The sequence below is a fragment of the Agromyces sp. H66 genome, assembly GCF_004959775.1.
Classification (GTDB): Bacteria; Actinomycetota; Actinomycetes; order Actinomycetales; family Microbacteriaceae; genus Agromyces.
The window spans coordinates 1-19868 of sequence record NZ_SJZG01000005.1; the positions used below are offsets into that span (position 1 = coordinate 1).

Annotated in this window: 14 protein-coding genes and 1 pseudogene; 2 read left to right on the forward strand and 13 right to left on the reverse strand. The window is 71.1% G+C overall.

Annotation, left to right across the window (positions count from 1 at the left end):
* From EZM51_RS09860 to EZM51_RS09905, 10 genes and pseudogenes are all read right to left on the reverse strand, one after another.
* Positions 1–1197: pseudogene (locus EZM51_RS09860) on the reverse strand (hypothetical protein); the annotation flags it as partial.
* Between the two features lie 3 nt (positions 1198–1200).
* Positions 1201–1359: a DUF6760 family protein gene (locus EZM51_RS09865; RefSeq protein WP_136708102.1), complete on the reverse strand. Its 159-nt coding sequence runs from the start codon at positions 1357–1359 to the stop codon at positions 1201–1203.
* Complete coding sequence (locus tag EZM51_RS09870; protein ID WP_136708103.1) at positions 1356–1835, reverse strand: hypothetical protein; 480 nt, start codon at positions 1833–1835, stop codon at positions 1356–1358. The genes EZM51_RS09865 and EZM51_RS09870 overlap by 4 nt, the downstream gene beginning before the upstream one ends.
* Complete coding sequence (locus EZM51_RS09875; protein ID WP_136708104.1) at positions 1835–2281, reverse strand: phage tail protein; 447 nt, start codon at positions 2279–2281, stop codon at positions 1835–1837. Before EZM51_RS09875 ends, EZM51_RS09870 begins: the two co-directional genes overlap by 1 nt.
* 33 nt (positions 2282–2314) lie before the next feature.
* Positions 2315–3874: a phage tail sheath subtilisin-like domain-containing protein gene (locus EZM51_RS09880; RefSeq protein ID WP_136708105.1), complete on the reverse strand. Its 1560-nt coding sequence runs from the start codon at positions 3872–3874 to the stop codon at positions 2315–2317.
* A gap of 156 nt (positions 3875–4030) precedes the next feature.
* Entirely contained in the window at positions 4031–8008 is a 3978-nt protein-coding gene (locus EZM51_RS09885) for a hypothetical protein (protein WP_211195878.1), read from the reverse strand.
* A 64-nt stretch (positions 8009–8072) separates the two neighbouring features.
* On the reverse strand, positions 8073–8738 hold the full coding sequence (locus tag EZM51_RS09890) for a DUF4157 domain-containing protein (RefSeq protein ID WP_136708106.1): 666 nt from the start codon (positions 8736–8738) through the stop codon (positions 8073–8075).
* Positions 8739–8855: 117 nt separating this feature from the next.
* The gene (locus EZM51_RS09895; RefSeq protein WP_136708107.1) at positions 8856–10907 is read right to left on the reverse strand and encodes an ATP-binding protein; all 2052 of its coding nucleotides are present in this window, start codon (positions 10905–10907) and stop codon (positions 8856–8858) included.
* Position 10908: 1 nt separating this feature from the next.
* A complete protein-coding gene (locus EZM51_RS09900; RefSeq protein ID WP_136708108.1) occupies positions 10909–11559 on the reverse strand; it encodes a DUF4255 domain-containing protein in 651 nt (216 codons plus the stop codon).
* A gap of 141 nt (positions 11560–11700) precedes the next feature.
* Positions 11701–12324: a response regulator transcription factor gene (locus tag EZM51_RS09905; protein WP_136708109.1), complete on the reverse strand. Its 624-nt coding sequence runs from the start codon at positions 12322–12324 to the stop codon at positions 11701–11703.
* A 172-nt stretch (positions 12325–12496) separates the two neighbouring features.
* Between EZM51_RS09905 and EZM51_RS09910 the strand changes: the two genes are divergently transcribed.
* Positions 12497–12814: a PAAR domain-containing protein gene (locus EZM51_RS09910; RefSeq protein WP_136708110.1), complete on the forward strand. Its 318-nt coding sequence runs from the start codon at positions 12497–12499 to the stop codon at positions 12812–12814.
* Between the two features lie 77 nt (positions 12815–12891).
* Positions 12892–14940, forward strand: a complete 2049-nt coding sequence (locus tag EZM51_RS09915; RefSeq protein ID WP_136708111.1) for a hypothetical protein — start codon at positions 12892–12894, stop codon at positions 14938–14940.
* 41 nt (positions 14941–14981) lie between these two features.
* Here EZM51_RS09915 and EZM51_RS09920 read toward each other — a convergent pair whose 3' ends face one another.
* The 3 genes from EZM51_RS09920 to EZM51_RS09930 all read right to left on the reverse strand — a co-directional run bounded on the left by EZM51_RS09920 (position 14982) and on the right by EZM51_RS09930 (position 19813).
* Positions 14982–16892, reverse strand: coding sequence for a glycoside hydrolase family 13 protein (locus EZM51_RS09920; protein WP_136708112.1), 1911 nt, complete (start codon positions 16890–16892; stop codon positions 14982–14984).
* 315 nt (positions 16893–17207) lie between these two features.
* Positions 17208–18194 (reverse strand): sugar ABC transporter permease, encoded by a 987-nt coding sequence (locus EZM51_RS09925; protein WP_136708113.1) that lies wholly within the window; start codon positions 18192–18194, stop codon positions 17208–17210.
* Entirely contained in the window at positions 18194–19813 is a 1620-nt protein-coding gene (locus tag EZM51_RS09930) for an ABC transporter permease subunit (protein WP_169053859.1), read from the reverse strand. Before EZM51_RS09930 ends, EZM51_RS09925 begins: the two co-directional genes overlap by 1 nt.
* Positions 19814–19868: the final 55 nt, after the last annotated feature.

Here is a 19868-nt window from a genome sequence, read left to right on the forward strand (position 1 = left end):
GGGCGGGTCGCCGATGTGGCCCGCCATCGAATCGCCGCCCGGTGCCGCCGTGTCGGGCGCGGCGTCGCGCGGTGTCGCGAGCGGGGTCTCGCCGATGAGCGGCGCGGCCCCGGGCGGCTCCGACGCCGCGCTCGGCGGCGGCTGCTCGATCGGCGGCTCGTCGGCGACGTGCCGCTGCATCGACGCGGGCTCGGGCGAGCCGGACGCGTCGCCCGCCGGAGGGGCCGCCCCGCCCGCGTCGGGCGCCGCGGACGACGCCGCGGTCGGCATCGCCGCCGACGTCCCGGCCGGCGCAACGGTCGGCGTCCGACCCGACGTCGCTCGGCGGACGGCATCGACCCCATCCGTCGACGCGGTGCGCTGCAGCGGGTGCGACGGGAGCGGGGCGCCGAGTCCGACGCGTCTCGGCGTCGGCGCGGCGGGCGCCGCGTCGGCCCGACCCGGTGTCGCGCCGCCCGCGCCGTCGCTCCCGACCGTCGGCGAGGTGGAGCGCTGCAGGGTCGGCCGCACGAGCGGCGCCGGTGAACCCGCCGGCGCCGACGGGTGCGGCGGGTTCGCGGGCCGGGACGCGTTCGTCTCCGGCGTGGCCGATACGGCCTCCACGGCCGCCGACGCAGGCTCGTCCACCGGCCCGCCGTGCGGTGCCTCGTCGCCGTCGGGAACGAACGCGTCCTCACCGGCGACCCCGGCGACCGCCGGCCCCTCCCCGACCGGGCCCTCCCCGACCGGGCCCTCCTCGACCACCGGGCGCTCCTCGACCGGCGACTCCTCGGACACGTCCGGCCTCTCGAACGACGCCGGGCCCGCGGCATCCGTCGCCCGCTGCACCCGAGCTCCCGTCGACGCCGCGGCGCGACCCGGTCGCAGCGCCAGGTCCGCGGCGACCGCGCGCTGCACGGGCGCTCCGAGCGCACCGCCGTCGACCGCGACCGTGCCCGCCGGCGCCCCGTCGTCGACGAGGTGGCCCATGCTGCCGAGCGACGACGGCACCGTGCGCGTCGGCAGCGTCGAGACGAACGCCGGCCGCAACACGGCCGGCGGGGCATCCGAGACCTGTCGCTGCAGCGGCGGCAGGAACGCCCAGCCCGCGGGCGGCACCGGCGGCGGGACATCCGGAGCTGCGGCCGTCGACGGCGACTCACGGGGAGCCGCGGCATCCGACCGCCGCTCCTCCGATCGCTGCCACGGCCAGCGCATGGCTCACCGTCCTTCGCTGAGCCGGGTGTTGATCGCCGCGATCTCGTGCACGTACCGCAGGCGCTGCGCGTGCTCCATGTCGAGGATGTCGTCGAGCGACCAGTGGAAGTGGTAGGCGACGTACGCGACCTCCTCATGGATGCGGTCGGCCGAGTACGTCATGATTCCCCCAGGCGCCCGCCGGCGAGGTCGGCGGTGAACCGGTGCGAGCACTCGGGGCAGGTCACCGCGATGCGGGTGTGGCCCTCGGCGTTGATGCGGCGGTAGAAGTCCTGCAGGAACGCGACATCCGACGCGAACATGTTCTCGATCACCGAACCGTCGATGGTGCCGAGGGTGCCGAGCGAGGTGATCACCCGGCCGAGCAGCACGACCGTCGTGAACGCGGGGTTCTCCTGCACTCGGGCGTCGTAGAGCGGCAGCAACTCGTCGCGCGCCGTGGCGAGGCGCATGACGCCCCGCCGGTGCACCGTGCCGTCGGGGCCGACGTAGCCGCGCGGCAGCTCGAAGGCGAACTCGGTGCGCATGACGCCGTCGTCGGCGGCGGATGCCTCCGCGCCGGGCGCGCCCGCCGAGCCCGCCGCTCCCGCCGCCGGATCGGGCTGCCCGCTCGGCCGCGTGGCGAGCACCCGCTGCATCACGTCACCTCGGACTCGTCGAAGCAGACCGTGAACTTCTCGGTCGCCTGCTCGGTCGCGCCGGCCTTCAGCGAGTTGATCTCGACCGAGCGCACCCAGCAGTTGCGGAACTCGTACTTCTTGATGGTGCCGCCCTCGTAGTCGAGGAGCTCGACCGAGGCGTTCTTGCGGGCCCCCGCGACATCCCCCTTCATGACGACCTTGAGCCAGTCGGAGACGGTCTTGGAGTCGGTGAGTCCGCGCGTCACGGTGAACTCGCCCGTCTTCGCGCGGCCGATGAGCTGCCGGGCGACGTACTTGCCGTCGGCGAGCTGCTGTTTCAGTTCGATCTTGTCGACCTCGTTCTTCAGGCCCGAGACCTCGGTGACCTTCGGGATCTCGATGCCGTCGATGGTGACCTTGAACGCGTATGCCGGTGAGGAATCGAAGGCATCTGCGAGTGCCATGTCAAGCTCCTGTTCTCGTGGGTTGGATCCGGATCATTCGGTGACGAGGCTCGTGCCGCCCGAGAACTGCGACAGCTGGAAGACCACGAACTCGGCCGGCTTCACGGGGGCGACGCCGATCTGGCAGACGACCTGGCCCGCGTCGATCACGTCGGCGGGGTTCGTCTCCTCGTCGCACTTCACGTAGAAGGCCTCGTCGGGCGAGCGCCCGAACAGGGCGCCCTTGCGCCACTCGCCGATGAGGAAGGCCGAGATCGACCGGCTGAGCTTGCCCCACAGCGCGGGGTCGTTCGGCTCGAAGACCGCGAACTGCGTCGCGTTCAGGATCGACTTCTCGAGGTAGTTGAAGAGCCGGCGGATGTTGATGTACCGCCACGCCGGGTCGCTCGAGAGCGTGCGGGCGCCCCAGACCCGCACCCCGCGACCCGGGAAGCTCCGGATGGCGTTGACGCCGATCGGGTTGAGCAGCTCCTGCTCGGTGCGGGTGAGCTGCGTCTGCGGCTCGACCGCACCGCGCACGACCTCGTTCGCGGGCGCCTTGTGCACGCCGCGCTCGTTGTCGTTGCGTGCCCACACCCCGGCCATGTGACCCGACGGCGGGATGAACCGGTTCGTGCCCGACACCGGGTCGAGCACCTTGATCCACGGGTAGTAGAGCGCCGCGAACTTCGAGTCGTACCCGGCCTCGACCCGCCGCCACTGCGCGACGTCCTGCGCCGAAAGCTGGGGCGGCGCGTCGAGCACGGCCATCCGGTCGCCCATGAGCTCGCAGTGCGCGATGACCGCGAGCTGCACGGCCTTCACCGTCTCGAGGTCGATCGCGCCCTGCTCGAACGCCGCCATCAGGTCGGGCACGGCGACCATCGTCACCTCCTCGACCTCCTCGAGGCCGCTGAATCCGGTGCGATCGGCGGAGTCGCCGATGTAGTTCTCCGCCCCGATGTCGTCGAGCACGATGGGCTGCTCCTCGGGCTCGGGCACCACGAGGTCGAACGTGCCGTTTCGGGGCTTCAGCCCGGACGACGCCGGGTCGGCCTCCTCGACCGTCACGAGCTTCGACTCGGCGAGCTTGGTCAGCACGAACTGCGGGCTGTCGGGCTTCGCCGAGACGTTGTCGTACACCTCGGGCGAACGGCCCTCGACCCTGACGGTGACCTTGAACGCGCCCTCCTCGGGCGACTCCGTCTCGGGGTCGCCGATCTCGACCTTGATCGGCTTCGCGTTCGGCGAGGCGTTCTTCGCCGTGAACACGTAGTTGCCGATCTGGGCGGTCTGCGGGCCGGCCGCGAGCTGCTTCGGCTCGCGCTTGCCGCCCCGCCTGGTGGCGGGCGCGGTGCCGATGCGCACGACGTAGCAGTTGCCGCCGCCGTTCAGGAAGTACCCGTAGACGGCGTAGGCCAGGTAGGCGCCCTCGTACAGCCCGCCGAACTTCTCGACGAACTGGGTCCAGTTCGACACGAGCGTCGGCTGGTTCTCGGGTCCCTTCGGCGCGATGCCGATGAATGCGGCGACCGCGGTGCCGACGCCCTCGATCGGCCGCGTCGCGGCGTCGATCTCCTGCACGTACACACCGGGTGAAAGGTAGGTGGGCATCCCGGACTCCTTCGCTGGATCACGTCTCTCCAGCGTCGGTCGCGGGATGTCGCGACGGGCAGTCTTTCGGTGCGTGCGGGTGGGTAGCCGTGGCTGCGCGATCGGGCACTGGGGGTTCCGGCCCGGCCCGCGCTCACCGATCAGCGTCGCCGTCCGTCATGGTCCGATCACGGAGTACCTGCTGCGAAGCTCACCGATCGACTGCGCCGTGGTCGGATACGGCCCCCTGTCGTATCTCCTGCCCCATTGGACGATCGCCAGTCGGAGGTCGGGGTTCTGGAGCATTCCGTGGAGCATGACCAGCTGGCCGGTGCAGCTGGGACACGGGCTGTGCGTCACGTTGATCTCGATGGTGCGGATCCGCTGCGTCCAGCCCGGGTCCTGAGCCAGCATGCGTCGAACCTGCGTGACCAGACGAGCTTCGGCGTGCGTTGCGGGAGCCTCGTCACCCGTGGCGCGAGTGACGAACTCCGCCCGTTGCTCCGTGTGCCGTTCGGCCTCCGGGCTCTCGAAGGCATGAGCACCCGTCTGCCCGGTGAGTTCGCTCTCGCTCGAGTCCAGGCCGTGGACGGCACGCGTGTCGACTCCCTTCGTGGTTCCGACGACCCCCACGGACCCGACCGGTGCGCTCCCGCCCTGCGTCGGATACGCCCGCTGTCCTGGCAGGCAATCGACCTCGAAGCGCGCGACGCACCTCACGCTTCCTGCCGCGACCTTGCCGCCGGGCGTGGTGTACTTCGGAACCTGCCCCGCGAGCTTCATGCGCTGGGTGTGCACCGCGTCGAAGAGTTCGATGAGACTCTCGGCGAACCGCCTCTGCCTGCTCTTCAGCGCGTTCTTCGCGACCGTCAGGTCCCTGACGTTGTCGAGCAGGGCCACGTCGTCGCGGACGGCCTCATACCTGGCTTGGGCGACACCGACGCGAGTGCGCAGATATGCCTTCTCCTTCTGTTCCTTGGGCGTCCTGGCCGGGAACTCGTCGATCTGCGCCACGTAGTGTCGCAGCAGGATGCTCGCCTCGGTCGGCGCGCTGGCGACCATGACCCGTCTCGCCCCGGCCTTCTCGATCCAGACCCGGTGCGATGCTCCGCCGGCCCTGAAGCCGAAGGCCCGTGGAATGGCAGCCGCCAGGTCGAGCAGCTTCGCCTTGCCCGCTTCGGCCTTCCCCTTCACCCACGCCTTGCCCGCCGCGACCTTCGCCTTGACCCTGGTCGAGATGCCCTTGATGCCTCGGATGATCGGCCCCGCGAGCTTCAGCCCGGTCGTGATGACGAAATCTAGCGCCTTGTGCACGGGCTTCTGCAGCGCCTGGATGATCGAGCGGATCTTCTCGCCGATGCCGCCGATGCCGAGCACGCTCGCGATGAACCCGATGAGGATCGGCACCATCTGTCCGAGTGCGTTCTCGATCCTGCCGACGACGGCCGAGACGTTGCCCTTGGCGATGTCGACGACCCCGTCGATGACGGTGTTCACGAACCGCGCGATGCGCTCGGCGTTGGTCACGAAGAACATGACGACGTCGTAGATGAGCTTGCAGGCCTTGATGAACGCGGCGGCCGGGTTCAGCAGGCTGATCAGCCAGGTGATGCCCGCGGTGATGATCCGCGTGATGACGAAGTCCTCGATCTGCTGCTGGATCATCGCCTTGATGTCGCCGATCTTCTCGACGAGCATCTCCCAGAGCCCCGCGACGCCCTGCGTGGCGATCACCTGGAAGATCTCGACGCCCTTCTCGACCGCCGCCATCGCCCTCTCGCCGATCCGGCGCACGATCCGGCTCCGGATGTTCGCCCAGGTGAGTCCGAACACCGAGGCGAGCAGCTTGACCACGCCCTTGAGGTCGAAGGTGTCGGGAAGCTCGATGCCCGCGTCGCCGAGCTGCCCGAAGAGCCAGCCCAGGAGCCCCTTCTTCAGGTGGGCGGTGATGTTGGCGAAGAACCTCTCGATGCCGCCCTTGATCCCCGCGATGAGGTTGCCGAGGAATCCGACCGGGTCGCTCAGGATGTCCCCGACGACGGATGCCGCGCGCGCGAGCGCGTTCGAGAGCATCGCCGCGAGCTCCCGGATGGTGTTGATCACGGCCTTGATCGCGCCGATCGCCTTGTCGACGAGGCCCCGGTTCTCGGCCTGGAGCGCCTCGATCCGTTCGTCGAGTCCCTTCCGAGCCTCGACGTACTTCGTCGCGAGGGTGTCGACGACCTGGTTCTCCTTGTCCGTGACCTCGCCCTCGAGCTGCTCGAAGCGTTCGCCGATCTCGGTGGCGGCCTCCGACCCGACCTTCTGCAGGTCTCTGGGGAGCGATTTCACGTACGTCGCGATCTCGGCCCGACCCTTGGCGATGCGCAGCTTGGCGGCCTTGAGGTCGCCGCCGACGATGTCCGCGACGCGGGAGATCACGCCCTCCATCTGCGTGAGGTAGAGCTCACGACCGGCCTCGTAGAACTCGTTGACCTTGTCGGGCATGCCGAACAGCTTGTCCTTGGCCCAGCGCAGGCCGCCGAGCCATCCACCGTACCGGTCCTTCTTGTAGGCCGACATCTTGGCCGCGACGTACCGCTCGAACGCGGCCTTCGCCTTCGCCTCGCCCCGCTCGAACTCGGCCTCCACCTTCGGGTCGATGCCGTCGAGGATCTTCCTGACGTCGGCCTCGGTGGCGGTGAAGATGCTCTGGATCCTCGTGGTGACCTCGGCGCGCTTCTGCTCATCCTTGGTCTTCGCCCGCCCCTTGTCCGCGACGAGCCGGGCGAGCGCGGCGCCCTTCGCGCCCTGCATGCCCTGCACGCCCGTCGCGGTCACCGCGCCCGCGTGCGCCTTCCCCTGGGCGAGGGTCGCCTGCTCCTGCCGACGGTACTCCGCCGGCGCGGTCGCGGCATGGGCGGCCGCGGTGCGCTTGTCGGCGAGCGCTCCCTGGAACTCGGGTTCGCCCGACGTCGCGAGCTGCTCGTCGGTGACGTTCGCGTCGGCCATCTCCTGATCGACCTCGTGCCGACCTGCCTCCAGGTTGAGCTGCTCGGCCGGGGCGGGCTTCGGCACCGCCCCCGCCGCCGGGATCGAGGCGGTCGGGCCCGGATTCTCCTGCCCCATCGGGACGACGGGCTTGGCCACGGCCTTCGACTGGTCGGGCGGTGCCGCGGTCGCCGCGTCGATGTCGCGCGTCGACTCCTCCTTGCCCTGGGTCACGAGGCCCTTGACCTCGCCCTTGACATCGACGGCCTTGCCCGACTTCGCGGCCTCGTCGGCCTCCTTCAGCGTCTTCGGCGACTTGGCTTCGATCGCGGACTTCACCGCGGCGATGAACGCCTTCTTGTCGAAGGTGCCGGGCTGCTGGGCATCCATCACGTCGACCTTGGCCGCCCTCGCCTGGCCGGCGAGGTCGTCAGTGGGCGGCAGCGCAGCAGCCTGCGCCTCCTTGGCCTTCGCGACGGCGGGCGGATGCGCGCGCTTCGCGGCGGCGAATTTCTTCACACCGCCCTTGACCTTGGCGAACGCCGGGTCCTGCGCTGGGGTCACGCCGGCTGGCGGCACCGGGGGCTGCAGCAGCTTCTCCGCGCCGAGCTTCGCCGCGGCCGGCGCCGCGCCCGCACCGATGGCCGTGGCCGCCTTCGCGGCGGCCGATTCGATCCCGGCCTTCGGCGGCAGGGCGCCCTTCGGCTTCGCTGCGGCGACCTTTCCGAGCGGTGAGACCGCCGCCACCTGCTTCGCCGGCGGCACCGGCTTCTTGGGAGCGACCGAGCCTGGGCCGAAACCGGTTCGCGTCACCGCGAGCGCGGAAGCCGGGGGTCTACGCCCCTCGAGATCGACCGGGATACCGACGGCCTTGGCCTGCTTCAAGCCCCGCTCGACCTCATCGACGTCGGGCTCGTCGCGCCTGAGCTGCCGGAGCGCCGCATCGATCTCGACACCGGCCCGCTCGCTCGGCCTCCTGACCTTCGCGGCGAGGAGGGCGCTGACGGCCGCGTTCCCGGCGTCGCGCTGCAGGGCGAGGAGGGCTCCGGCGTGGCCGGGCGCGTCACCGGGACTGTCGATCGCGCGGTGCCTTCCGGCGGCGAGGGCGTCCCTGATCGTGCCTCGAGCGACCGAGCGCCGTTCGGCTCGGGCGGGATCGAGGTTCGATGGTGACGTGATGCTCACCGTGTCCCGTCCTTCCCGGTCGAGCCCAGCTGCCCGGGCGGCGCGCCATGGCGGCGACCACGGCTCAGGTGGCCGCTTCCTCTTCCTCCTCGGGCTCCTCCTGGCGCTGCACGAACGACGCCTGCACCTCCTCTTCCTCCTCCTCCTGCCGCTGCACGGGCGCGGGCTCGCTCATCGCGCGCGCCGCGGTGTCGGCGGCGGCGCGCTCGAAGCGGTCGCCGGGGTCGCTGATGCTCACGCCGCCGCCGGTCGGCGTGCCGTCGACGGGACCCGAGCGCTGCTGCACGACGTGGGTCAGCTCGTGCGCGAGGGTGGTGCGTCCGGCGTGGGAGCCCGGGTCGTACGCGTCGCGTTGGAACACCACGTTGTTGCCGACCGTGTAGGCGTGCGCGCCCACCGACCTCGCCGAGTCGTGCGCCGCGGCATCCGTGTGCACCCGAACGTCGCCGAAGTCGTGGCCGAGTCTCGACTCCATGTCGGTGCGCACGGCCGGCTCGAGCGCCGACCCACCCGACGAGACGACGTCGAGCACCGGCGAGCGCTGCTCCTCGACGAGGTCGCTCACCGCGCCGTTGCCCGCCTCCCGCTGCAACCGGAGCAGCGCGGAACTGCTCATGACGTCGGGCCGCCGCTCGGCGAGTCCGTGCAGGCCGGCCTCCTGGTCGCGTGCGGCCTCGGTTCCCCGGCGCCCGCTCTCGACGTCGGCGCTCTCCCAGTCATGTGCGTGCATGGTCCACCTCCGGGATCGACCGATTCCATTGCACCGCGACGACGGCAGGATCGGCACCGATCCGCCCCATCGGGCATCGAGTCGTGCACGCTCGGGCAGCGGTCGGGGCAGCAGCGGTCATCCCCCGACCACCTCCGGCCAGAACCGCCCGAACTCGCTCTGAACGAGCAGCCGGCCCAGCTTGCGGTACTCGCGGTGCACGGCGATCACGCAGTGCCGCATGAGCACGATGCCCTGGTCGGCGGCCGCGAGGTACGCGGCGGTCACCGCGGCCGAGCGGATGCCGCCGCCGGCGAGTTCGAACGATCGCCCGAGGAACTCGAGGTCGATGTCGTCGGCCCGCCTGAGGTGGCGGCCGAGGCTGCGGTCCCAGAGGCTGGCGCGCTGCGCGGCATCCGGCATCGGGAAGTCGACGATGACGTCGAGGCGGCGCGTGAACGCCTCGTCGATGTTGGCGCGCAGGTTCGTGGCGAGGATCGCGAGCCCGTCGAACGTCTCCATGCGCTGCAGCAGGTAGGCGCTCTCGACGTTCGCGTAGCGGTCGTGCGAGTCCTTGACGTCGCTGCGCTTGCCGAAGACCGCGTCGGCCTCGTCGAAGAGCAGCACCGCGTTCGTGCCGGCCGCCGCACGGAAGATGCGCTCGAGGTTCTTCTCGGTCTCGCCGATGTACTTGTCGACCACGGTCGACAGGTCGACCACGTAGAGGTCGAGCCCCAGCCCGCCGGCGACGACCTCGGCGGACATGGTCTTGCCCGTGCCCGAGTCGCCGGCGAACAGGGCGACCACGCCGTGGCCGCGCCCGCCGCCCGGGCGCATGTCCCAGTCGCCGAGCACCTGCTCGCGGTGCCTTGCTCGCAGTTCGATCTCATGCAACGCATCGAGCGGCCCGGGCGGCAGTACGAGGTCGTCCCACCCGACGCGCGGCGACACCCGGCGGGCGAGCCGGTCGAGCGCCGACGCGTTCTCGGCGCGCGCGCCCGCCGCGAGGTGCTCGACGGTGACGACCCCCGTCGCCGACAGCGCCGCCTGGGTGCGGGCGGTCGCGGCCGCCCGCTGCACCTGCTCGGGCCGGAGGCGGAACGGACCCGTCGCCTCGGCGATGTCGAGCCCGTCGGCCGTCGGGCCGAGCCAGCGTCGCCACAGCTGGGCCCGCTCCTGCGTCGTGGTCGGCTCCACGTCGGCCGTCGCCGGCAGCTCCCGGAACCAGTCGGGTTCCCACGTCGAGTCGCCGACGAAGATGGTCGGCTGCGGCGAATCCGCGAGCGTCTCGATGAGCGCGGCCGGGGTGTCGGCGGTCACCGGCGCCGCGATCAGGCCGGATCCGCGCAACCGCGCCTCGCGCACGGCGAGCCGCGCGAGGGCGACCGCGTCGTGGTCGGCGCCGAGCCTGGCCAGGTCGAGATGCAGGGCACCGAGGCCCTGTGCCCGGATGCCGCGGACGGCGATGGTCTCCCCCGACCCGGTGGCCGACTCCCTGAGGTAGATGAGCCGGATGCCCGCGGCGAGCGCCTGCGTCACCCGGCCCGCGTCGCCCCACTCCACCGCCGACGGTTCGCGCAGCACCCCGTCGAGTGCCCGGTCGGGGGTGTCGTCGCCGAGCAGGTGACCGACGACGCGATCGGGTACCCGCACCGCGCGTCCCGGCAGCGGGCGGTCCTCGTCCTCGACGATGACGAGCCCGCCCGCCACGAGCGGTCCCGAGATGAGCCTGGCCCGGTCGGCGGCCGACGTCAGCGGCACGCCGCAGAGTTCGAGGGCGACGGAGACCGACGGGCGGCGCCGTCCGACGTCGTCGTTGAGGTAGCCGAAGAACCGCTCGAAGCGCGGGTCGAGGTCGGCCGCGAGCGCGATCACGAGCAGGTCCACGTCGATCGGGCTCAGCCCGAACGCGTCGGCCAGGCGGCGGAGGCGAAGCGGATGCCCCGCGGCCTCGGCGATGTCGGCGCCCTGCTCCGTCTCGGCGAGGCGGGCCGAGGCATCCGACCAGTCCGGCACGCCGGGAACGCCGGCGAGCAGCCGGTCCACCATCTCGTCGCTGAGGTAGAGGCCCCGGAACGGGTCGTCGGGTTGCGGGTCCACCGCGCGGCGCGCCGCCACCAGCCGCCGGATGCGATCCTCGATCGCCCCGACCCGCCCCAGCAGGTGCACGATGCTGGGGTCGTCGAACATCTCAGGCCTCCGGAGATTCGGCGTCGGATCCCGGGCCGGCTGCCGGCGCCGCACGCACCACGTGCTCGTCGATGCCGAATTCGTCGGCGCTGAACCGCGCCTCGACGCCCGCGGTGACGGGCGGGCCGGCCGCGTACCGCAGTCCCCTCGCCATCGGTGCGGTGATCACCAGGTCGAGCGACGGCTTGAGCTCGCCGCCGAGCGACGACCACACGTCGGCGAAGGCACGATCCTCGGGCGGCGGCAAGGCCACGCTGATCGAGCACGGCAGCCCCGTCTCGGCGAGGGTCGCGATGACGAACGAATCGGGGATCGCGTCGTAGCGCAGGAAGCACCGCAGGAGCGCGTCCAGGAGCCGGTGCTCGTCGTCGGGCCGTTGCGTCCAGGCGGTCACCAGGTACGAGAGCTTGAAGTAGCGCGGCGCCGGCGTCCGCTCGACGATGATGCCCCGTTCGTCGCGGTGCTCCGAGAACCCGTACTCGCGGCGCTTGGTGTCCTCGCGGATGTCGTAGAGGAAGAGGTCGACCGTGGGCGCGTTGCGCCGCGCCGCCCAGTCCTTGGTGGGCGCGTCGAGCGCGATGTCGATGTCGGCGGCGATGCCGTCGGACGCCTTGACGAGCGCGCGGATGGCGTCGTCGATCTCGCCGATCATCCGCCCCTCCCGATGCCGTGGTCACGATGGGCTCTCGTCACGCGTTCAGTGTGGAACGCGGGTCGGCGACGCGGCCCAGGGTCCGGGGCATCCGTGCGGGCAGCCGTGGGTTCCTCCTCGGGCAGCCGCCGCGGCATCCGCTCAGATGAGCCCCTCGCGCATGGCGTACGCGACCGCGTGCGATCGGTTCCGCAGCTGCAGCCTGGTGGTCACGTCGTGCAGCACGTTCTTCACGGTGCGCTCGGAGTACGACAGCTTCGCGGCGATCTGCGCGGTGTCCCAGCCCTCGGCCACGAGCCTCAGCACCTCGATCTCGCGGGAGGCGAGCCCGGTGAAGGTGATCCCCCGCGGGTCGAGCACGGTGCGCTGCAGCCGGCCGACCTGGTCGAGCAGCCGGCCCAGCAGGTCGGGCGGAACCGTGCCCTCGCCCGCCGCCGCCGAGGCGATCACCGAGAGCAGGCGGTCGGTCGTGGCATCCGCCCGCCTGACGAGACCGACCACGCCGCTCTCGACGGCGCGCACGAGGTCCTGGTCGTCGAGGTGCGAGGCGATGAGGATGACCCGGGCCTCGCCGTTGCGGCGCACGAAGCGCAGCGTGTTGAGTGCCTCCTCGTCGACGGCGTCGACGATGACGAGCACGACGTCGGGCGGCTCGTCCTCGTCGGGTCCGACGACGCGCACCTCGGGGCGGGGGCGCAACGCGCTGGCGACGCCCGCCTCCGAGATGGGGTCGCGTGCGAACACGCGGACGGTGGTGCGGGTCATGGCATCCTCCTGGTGGCGATGTGGCTGAACGACTTCCGCAGGGAGGGATGTGCACAGTCTGCCGCGCGGCGCTCTTCGCGCACTCAACGCACCCTCAACAGGCAACGACCGTGCGCGGTCGTCCGCCCGGGCGGACGGGCCGCCGGGGCGAACCGCGTCGTACCGTGTGCGCATGCCCACCGGACCGGCCCTGCGTGTCGGCGACGTCGCGCTCTGCGCGCTCGTCGACGGCGTGAAGCCGCACGGCGGCGGCCCCATCACGCCGGCCGCCGCGGTGCCGACGGTGCTCATCGGCGGCATGCCGGCCGCCGTCGCCAACCTCACGCCCGGCGGCATCGTGTGCGTCTCGCCCGCACCGAACGGCATCGCGCAGGGCAGCCTGACCGTGATGATCGGCGGGTTCCCGGCCGCGCGGGTCGGCGACCTCACGCTGCACGGCCTGCCGATCGCGCCGGGGCCGGGCGCGCTCAACGTGATCATCGGCGGGTGACCCAAAGGGCAGCCGATCTGCCCGGAAGTCGGTTCGGCGGACTCGCCGAAACGCGCCGACCGTCGTAGCGTCGAACCATGGTCACGGTCGTCGATATCGACCCCGCGTCGCTCGCGTTGACTCCCGGTCAGGCGGATACGTTCACCCTGACCGTCCGCAACGACGGCGACGACGTGGAGGCCTACCACCTCTCCGCCGTGGGCGACGCGGCCGACCAGGTCGCCATCGAACCCGAGACGCTGCTCGTCCACCCCGGCGAGACCGGCACCGCCACCGCGTCGATCACGCTCGCGCACGGGGGCGGATGGCCGGTCGGCGACCTCGTCCTCCGGTTCGAGGTCGTGCCCGCGACGCGCCCCGACGATCTCGTGGCCGTCGAGGCCATCGTCTCGATCCGGTCGTTCAGCGAGGTGGACGCGGTGCTCTCGCCGACGGCCCTCGAGGGACGCCGCGGCGACGCGACCGAGATCTCGATCGCGAACTCCGGCAACACGCACGCCTACGCCGACATCGTCGTCTCCGCCGGCGAGCTCACGGTGGCGATGGACCGACCACGCGTCACGATTCCGGCCGGCAGCACCGAGAGCGTCGAGCTCGGCCTTCGCGCGCCCAAGCTCCTGTGGCGCGGCGACCCGGTGGCGCATCCGTTCTTCGTCACGGTCACGCCGGAGGAATCGCCGGCCGTCCCCCTCGAGGGGACCTTCACCCAGGTGCCGGTGTTCTCCCGGTGGGCGTTCATCGCGGCACTCGGCGCCGCCGGGGTGCTCGTCGTGGTCGTCGCCGTCTGGCTCGCCGCCCTCGCCTGGAGCAACGCGGTCTCGCCGGTCGCCGCAAGCCCGTCACCGTCTCCGACCGAGACCTTCGTGCCGCCCGTCGTCGACGTCGCCGTGGAACTCGTGGCCGACGAGCTCGGCCAGGCGGGGGATGCCGCGGTCGTCGTGCTCGACGCCGAGGTCGAGGTCGACGAGGTCCCCGACGGCGCGCTGCTCGCGGTCGAGGTGGAGTGGCCCGACGAGCTCGGCCTGGCCGAGTCGACGTGCGAGGCCTGGGCCGCAGCGGAGAGCGACCGCGAGCTGGAGGGGCGGCCGCAATCGGGCGACGAGTGCCTCATCGACCCGACGCGCTCGCGCAGCCGCGCCGAGCTGGCCTTCGCGACGCCTCCCGCCGGGTTCGGCGGGGAGATCGCCGCAACGGCGACCCGGCTCGTCAAGCTCGATGGCGGCGAGGTGGAGGAGCTCGAGACCGACGCCGGATCGGACTTCGGCGAGACCGACCTCGCCATCGAGCTGCAGCCGTACCCGTTCTGGCTGGAGGTCGTGATCGCCGACGAGCCGGAGTTCGACGGCGCTCCGCGGCAGGCCACGATCGGCGTGCACCGGACGCTCGCCCGCGACGGAACCGACGAATCGGCCCGGATGGCCTTCGAGCTCCTCCTGCCGGGCTTCGCCGAGCTGAGCTTTATGGAGGGCTGCGACGGGATCGGCGCGAACGCGGCGACCTGCGTGCTGTTCTTCCCGTCGGACCTCGAGTTCTGGGCGGTCACGGCGACGTTCGAGGCCCTCGAGGATCCGCCCGACGCCGGTCCGGTGAGCGCAGCGGGCGTCGAGCTCTCGTTCGGCGGCGTGCCCGTGCCGCCGTCGGAGGTCGGCGAGATGATCCGCGGCGCCGACGCCCTGCTCATCTCGGCCGCCGACCTGTTCCCGGTCGACGTCGAGCTGGACACCGACGAGGCACAGGCCGGCGAGGCGGTGACCGCGACCGTCGCGATCACCTACACGCCGCTGCCGAGCGATGTCGACGAGTTCCGCGACGGCTCGTGGGAGCTGGGCGTGGAGCTGTCGTGGCCGGAGGCACTGGTCCTCAACGGCGACCCCAGCGGCTGCGCCTCCTTCGACCGCGGCATCTGCCGGCTGCCCGGCCCGGCCGACGGCGACCGCGCGGTCATCACGCTCGCGTTCACGGTCGCCGACGACGCGTTCCAGAACGGCGACGTGGCGGCGAGCGGCGCCTCACTCGTCTACGACCCGACGAGCGAGGCCGACGGGCGCGACGGCCGCGAGCAACCTCAGGTCGAGCTTCCGCGGGAGTGGATCGGAAGCGACGAGGAGACGTTCTTCCCGTTCTGACGAGCGCGCGGTCGCGCCCGGTCACGTCCGTTCACGTCACTTCACCAGGCGGGCGCATCCACCCCCGGCAGCCGCCACGCGGTGAAGCTCGGTCCGTCGGCGGTGAGCCGCACGAGACCGTCGGATGCCTCGAGCCGGGCATCGCCGATGCGTCGCGCCGCGGCATCCGTTGCCCCGATCGCAGCCTCCGCCATCTCGAGGGTCGCGGCCGCCCGCGCCGCGAACACCAGCACGGACTCGGAAGCGGACTCCCGCACGAACGCGACCGCGTCCTCGCCCACCGCGAGCCAGCGGATGCCACCGGTCGCGAGCACGGGGTGCGCCCGACGCAGCGCGATGAGCGACGCGTACGTGTCGAGCACGGCCGCGACCGCGGCATCCGTCTCGCTCCCCCACGGAATCGGGGTGCGGGATGCCTCGCCGTCGACGCCGGTGAGCCCGAACTCGTCGCCCGCCCAGACGACGGGGATGCCGGGCAGCGTCACCGCGAGGCCGAACGCCACGGGCACCGTGCCGGGCCGGGCCGACGTGCCGAAGCGCGGCGTGTCGTGCGTGTCGAGCGCGTTCATGGTCGCGAGTCGGGTGCGCCACGGGAAGCCGGCGGCGAACCGCACGTGCGCCTCGTGGAAGGCGTGGCCGTCGTAGCTCGGCACGCGTCCGAGCGCGAACCCGATGCCGCCGCCCGCGTCGCTGCCGGGCTCCTGCAGCCAGCTCCAGACCGGCCGGGTGAACGGCGCGTACGTCATGGCGCCGTGCCACGCGTCGCCCTGGAAGTCGTCGGCCGCGTCGTTCGTCGACTCGGCGAGCAGGATCGTGTCGGGGTTCACGTCGAGCATGGTGCGGCGGATCGTCCGGCGCACCTCGGCGTTGAGGTCGTCGGCGCCCAGGCGCCCGGTCATGTTGGCGACGTCGATGCGCCAGCCGTCGAGCGAGAAGGGCGCCTTCAGGTAGCGGGCGACCACCGAGTCGGGGCCCTCGATGAAGCGCCGGCGCAGCTCGGCCGAGCTCCAGTCGAACTTCGGGAGGCTCGGCACGCCGAGCCACGACTCGTACGCTTCGGTCCCTGAGCCTGTCGAAGGGGTCCCTGAGCCTGTCGAAGGGCGGAAGTGGTAGAAGGAACGCTCGGGCGATGCCGGGTCGGACTGCGCCGTGCGGAACCACTCGTGCGCGTCGCCCGAATGGTTGCTCGTGAGGTCGCCGATCACGCGGATGCCGCGGCGGTGCGCCTCCTCGACGAGCCGCACGAGCGCGTCGTCGCCGCCGAGCAGCTCGTCGACGTGATCGAACGTCGACGCGTCGTAGCGGTGGTTCGATCGGGCCGGGAACACCGGCGTGAGGTAGAGCAGGTTGACGCCGAGGCGCTCGAGGTGGTCGAGCCGCTCGCGCACGCCGTCGAGGTCGCCGCCGAAGACCTGCGCCGACCGGCCCGGCGGCACGGGGTCGAGCGGGTCGCCCCACTCGGCCGGGATCGCCCACTCGGGCGCTTCGCCCCGTTCCCTGAGCCGGTCGAAGGGCGCGCCGAGCCCGACGGAACCCGTCGACTTCGCGAACCGGTCGGGGAACACCTGGTACAGCACGCTGTCGGCGGCCCACTCCGGCGCAGGCTCATGGGCGACGAGCTTGAAGTCGTCGTGGTCGCGCGTCTCGGTCGCCGAGAGCCCGAGCTGGTTCAGCCAGTGCTGGCGGCCGTCCTCGCCGACGAGCAGCCACCGGTATCCGTGCACGGGGTTCTCGACCTCGACGGCCGCCTCCCACCAGCTCCAGCCGTCGGACGAACCGACGACGGATGCCTCGCTGAACCGCGGTTCCCGGTTCGGGTTCGATCGCGTGCCCACCCACGCGAGCGGACCGAACGCCTCGGGCACGCGCAGGCGCACGCGCACCGTCTCGCCGAGCGCGGGCGTCTGCGTCGAGACGTGCAGCGGCGATCCGTCGTGGTGCGGGTTCAGCATGGTCTCTCCATTCCCTCACCCCTCCGACCCGGTGCAGAATTCAGGAGCGTTTCTGCGCAGAATTCAGGACCACGGAGCGGTTCAGATCACGATATGGGCTCGAATGGCGGCGTGACGCACGCTGTCGTCGCATCCGTTCCTGAATTCCGAACGAGCAGGCTGGTCGATGAGCGTGCCTTCACGGCGTCGTTCCTGAATTCTGAACGACATCACCGACGGCACGCGGCACGCGGCATGAGGCACGCGGCATGAGGCACGAGGCACGCGGCACGCGGCACGCGGCACGCGGCATGAGGCACGAGGCCTCCGCCGAGGCTACTTGACGGCGCCCGCGGTCAGCCCGCCGACGATGTACTTCTGCAGGAAGAGGAACAGCGCGACGACCGGCAGCGCCGCCATCACGGCGCCGGCCGAGAACGCGCTCCAGTCGGCGTAGCGCGGGTTCGACACGAGCTTCGTGAGGCCGACCGCGAGCGTCTGCTTGTCGTTGTCGATGAGCAGCACGGATGCCACGACGAACTCGTTCACCGTGAAGATGAACGACAGCAGGGCGACCACCGCGAGGATCGGCGCCGTGAGCCGGAGGATGATCGTGAAGAAGATGCGCGCGTGCCCCGCGCCGTCGATCTTCGCCGCCTCGTCGATCGAGGCCGGCACGGTGTTGAAGAAGCCGTACATGAGGTACGTGTTCACGCCGAGCGCGCCGCCGAGGTACACCATGATGAGGCCGATGTGGGAGTTCAGGCCGATCGCGGGGAACCAGTCGCCGATCGCGCTCATGAGCAGGAAGATCGCGACGACCGCGAGCAGCTGCGGGAACATCTGCACCACGACGATGGTGATCAGGCCCACGCGCCGGCCCGTGAAGCGCATGCGCGAGAACGAGTACGCGGCGAGCGCGCCGAGGAAGACGGTGCCGATCGCGGTGACGCTCGCCACCAGGATCGTGTTGGCGAACCACATCGGGTACGGCACCTGCGGGTCGGTGAGGATGCGCACGTAGCTGTCGAAGCCGATCGCCGAGAACAGGGCGTTCGACCCGGTGAGCGTGCCGCGGGGGTTGAGCGACGAGGAGATCACGAACACGATCGGCAGCAGCGCGAACGCCACCATGATGATGCCGACGATGTGGCGCCAGCCGGTCGCGAAGAACCAGCGACGGAGGTTGAAGGGGCGCCGCGCCCGAATTCGGGGCACCTCGCGTTCTGCCGTCGTCACCCGCGCCGAGGCATCCGCCGTCTCGTCGATCTCGCCGGCCACGAGGCCGGTCTCGCTGCCGGGCACGGGCTGCTGCGTGGCCATCAGTTCAGCTCCTCGAGGGACTTGGTGCGACGGAACGCGATGATCGAGATCACGGCGACCACGATGAAGATGATGATCGAGTACGCGCTGGCGAGGCCGTAGTCACGCGATTGGCCGGTGAACGCCACCTTGTAGACCATCGAGATCAGGATGTCGGTGAACCCGACGGGGATCGGCGCGCTGGAGTCGCGCGGGCCGCCGTCGGTCAACATGTAGATCACGTTGAAGTTGTTGAAGTTGAACGCGAACGACGCGATGAGCAACGGGGCGACGCTCACGAGCAGGAGCGGCAGCTTGATGAGCCGGAACACCGCCCACGGCCTCGCGCCGTCGACCGTGGCGGCCTCCTGCAGCTCGTCGGGAATGGACTGCAGTGCGCCGGTGGTCACGAGGAACATGTACGGGAACCCGAGCCACAGGTTCACGAGGAGCACCGAGACCTTCGCCATCCACGGGTCCGTGAGCCAGGGCACGGATGCCCCGCCCAGCAGCACCTGGTTGATGAACCCGAAGCTCTCGTTCATCATGCCCGCCCAGATCAGCGCCGAGAGGAACGACGGAATCGCGTACGGCAGGATCATGAGCACGCGGTAGTAGCGGCGGCCCCGCATGCGCATGTCGTTGAAGACGATGGCGAGGAAGAGTCCGAGGAAGAACGTCGACGCCACCGAGATGAGGGCGAACGCGAAGGTCCACAGCGTGACGTAGATGAGCGGTTCGGCGAGGCGCTGGTCGGTCACGGCGCGCACGAAGTTGTCGAAGCCGACGGTGATCTGCCAGCCGGGCAGGAGTTCGTCGCCGTCCTCGGACGTGAACGCGCCCGTGCCGATGTCGGAGTACACGGTGCCGGTGTTGAGGTTCGTCATCGTCCCCGCGGCCTCGTCGTACTCGAGCGTCGAGACGTAGAGGTACGCGTTCGAGCCGTCGGGGGTTCGGATGGCGCCGTCGTTCGGATCGTCGGAGAACGGCACCGCGAGTTCGGTGATCTCGCCGGTGCGGGCGAGCACGTCGGCGAAGCTCAGGCTCGTCCAGCCGTCGACGGCGACGGCCTTGCCGCCCTCCATCTCGGCGTCGACCTCCTGCAGCGGCTGGTCGTTGGTGCCGACGAACGCGTCGCCGTCGGGGTCGGTGACGAGCAGCCCGAGCGTGCCGAACTGGTCGACGACGGTGACCGGGTAGGTGGGCGAGTCCTCGACGCGCTGGAGCGACGACGCCATGAGCGACGACACCGCCTGCTCCTTGGAGCCGTTGTGGCCGGTGCCGTAGTTGGTGAAGGCGATGTACCCGGTGTAGACGAGCACGAACACCTGGAAGACGACGAGGAAGATGATGCCGGGCGTCAGGTACTTCGCCGGCAGCTTGCGTCGCGAGAAGTAGATCCAGTTCACGACGGCGGCCACGAGGGCGACGATCGCCGCGATCAGCCACTGCCCGCCGGTCACGAGGACGAATACCGCGTAGACGGCGACCGCGTCGAGGATGCCGAGGAGGAGCAGCTTGACGAGGAGCATCTTGACGCCGCCGGATGCCGCGTCCGCGATGTTCGCGGCCTGTCGTTGCCGTTTGGTCGGTCGCTTCGGCGGTGCCGTGCCGACCTCGTCGTCGATCATGGTGCTCATATTGCCCGCTCTTCCCGTCGAACGTGAGGGAACCGGGCCGGATGCCGCTGGGGCA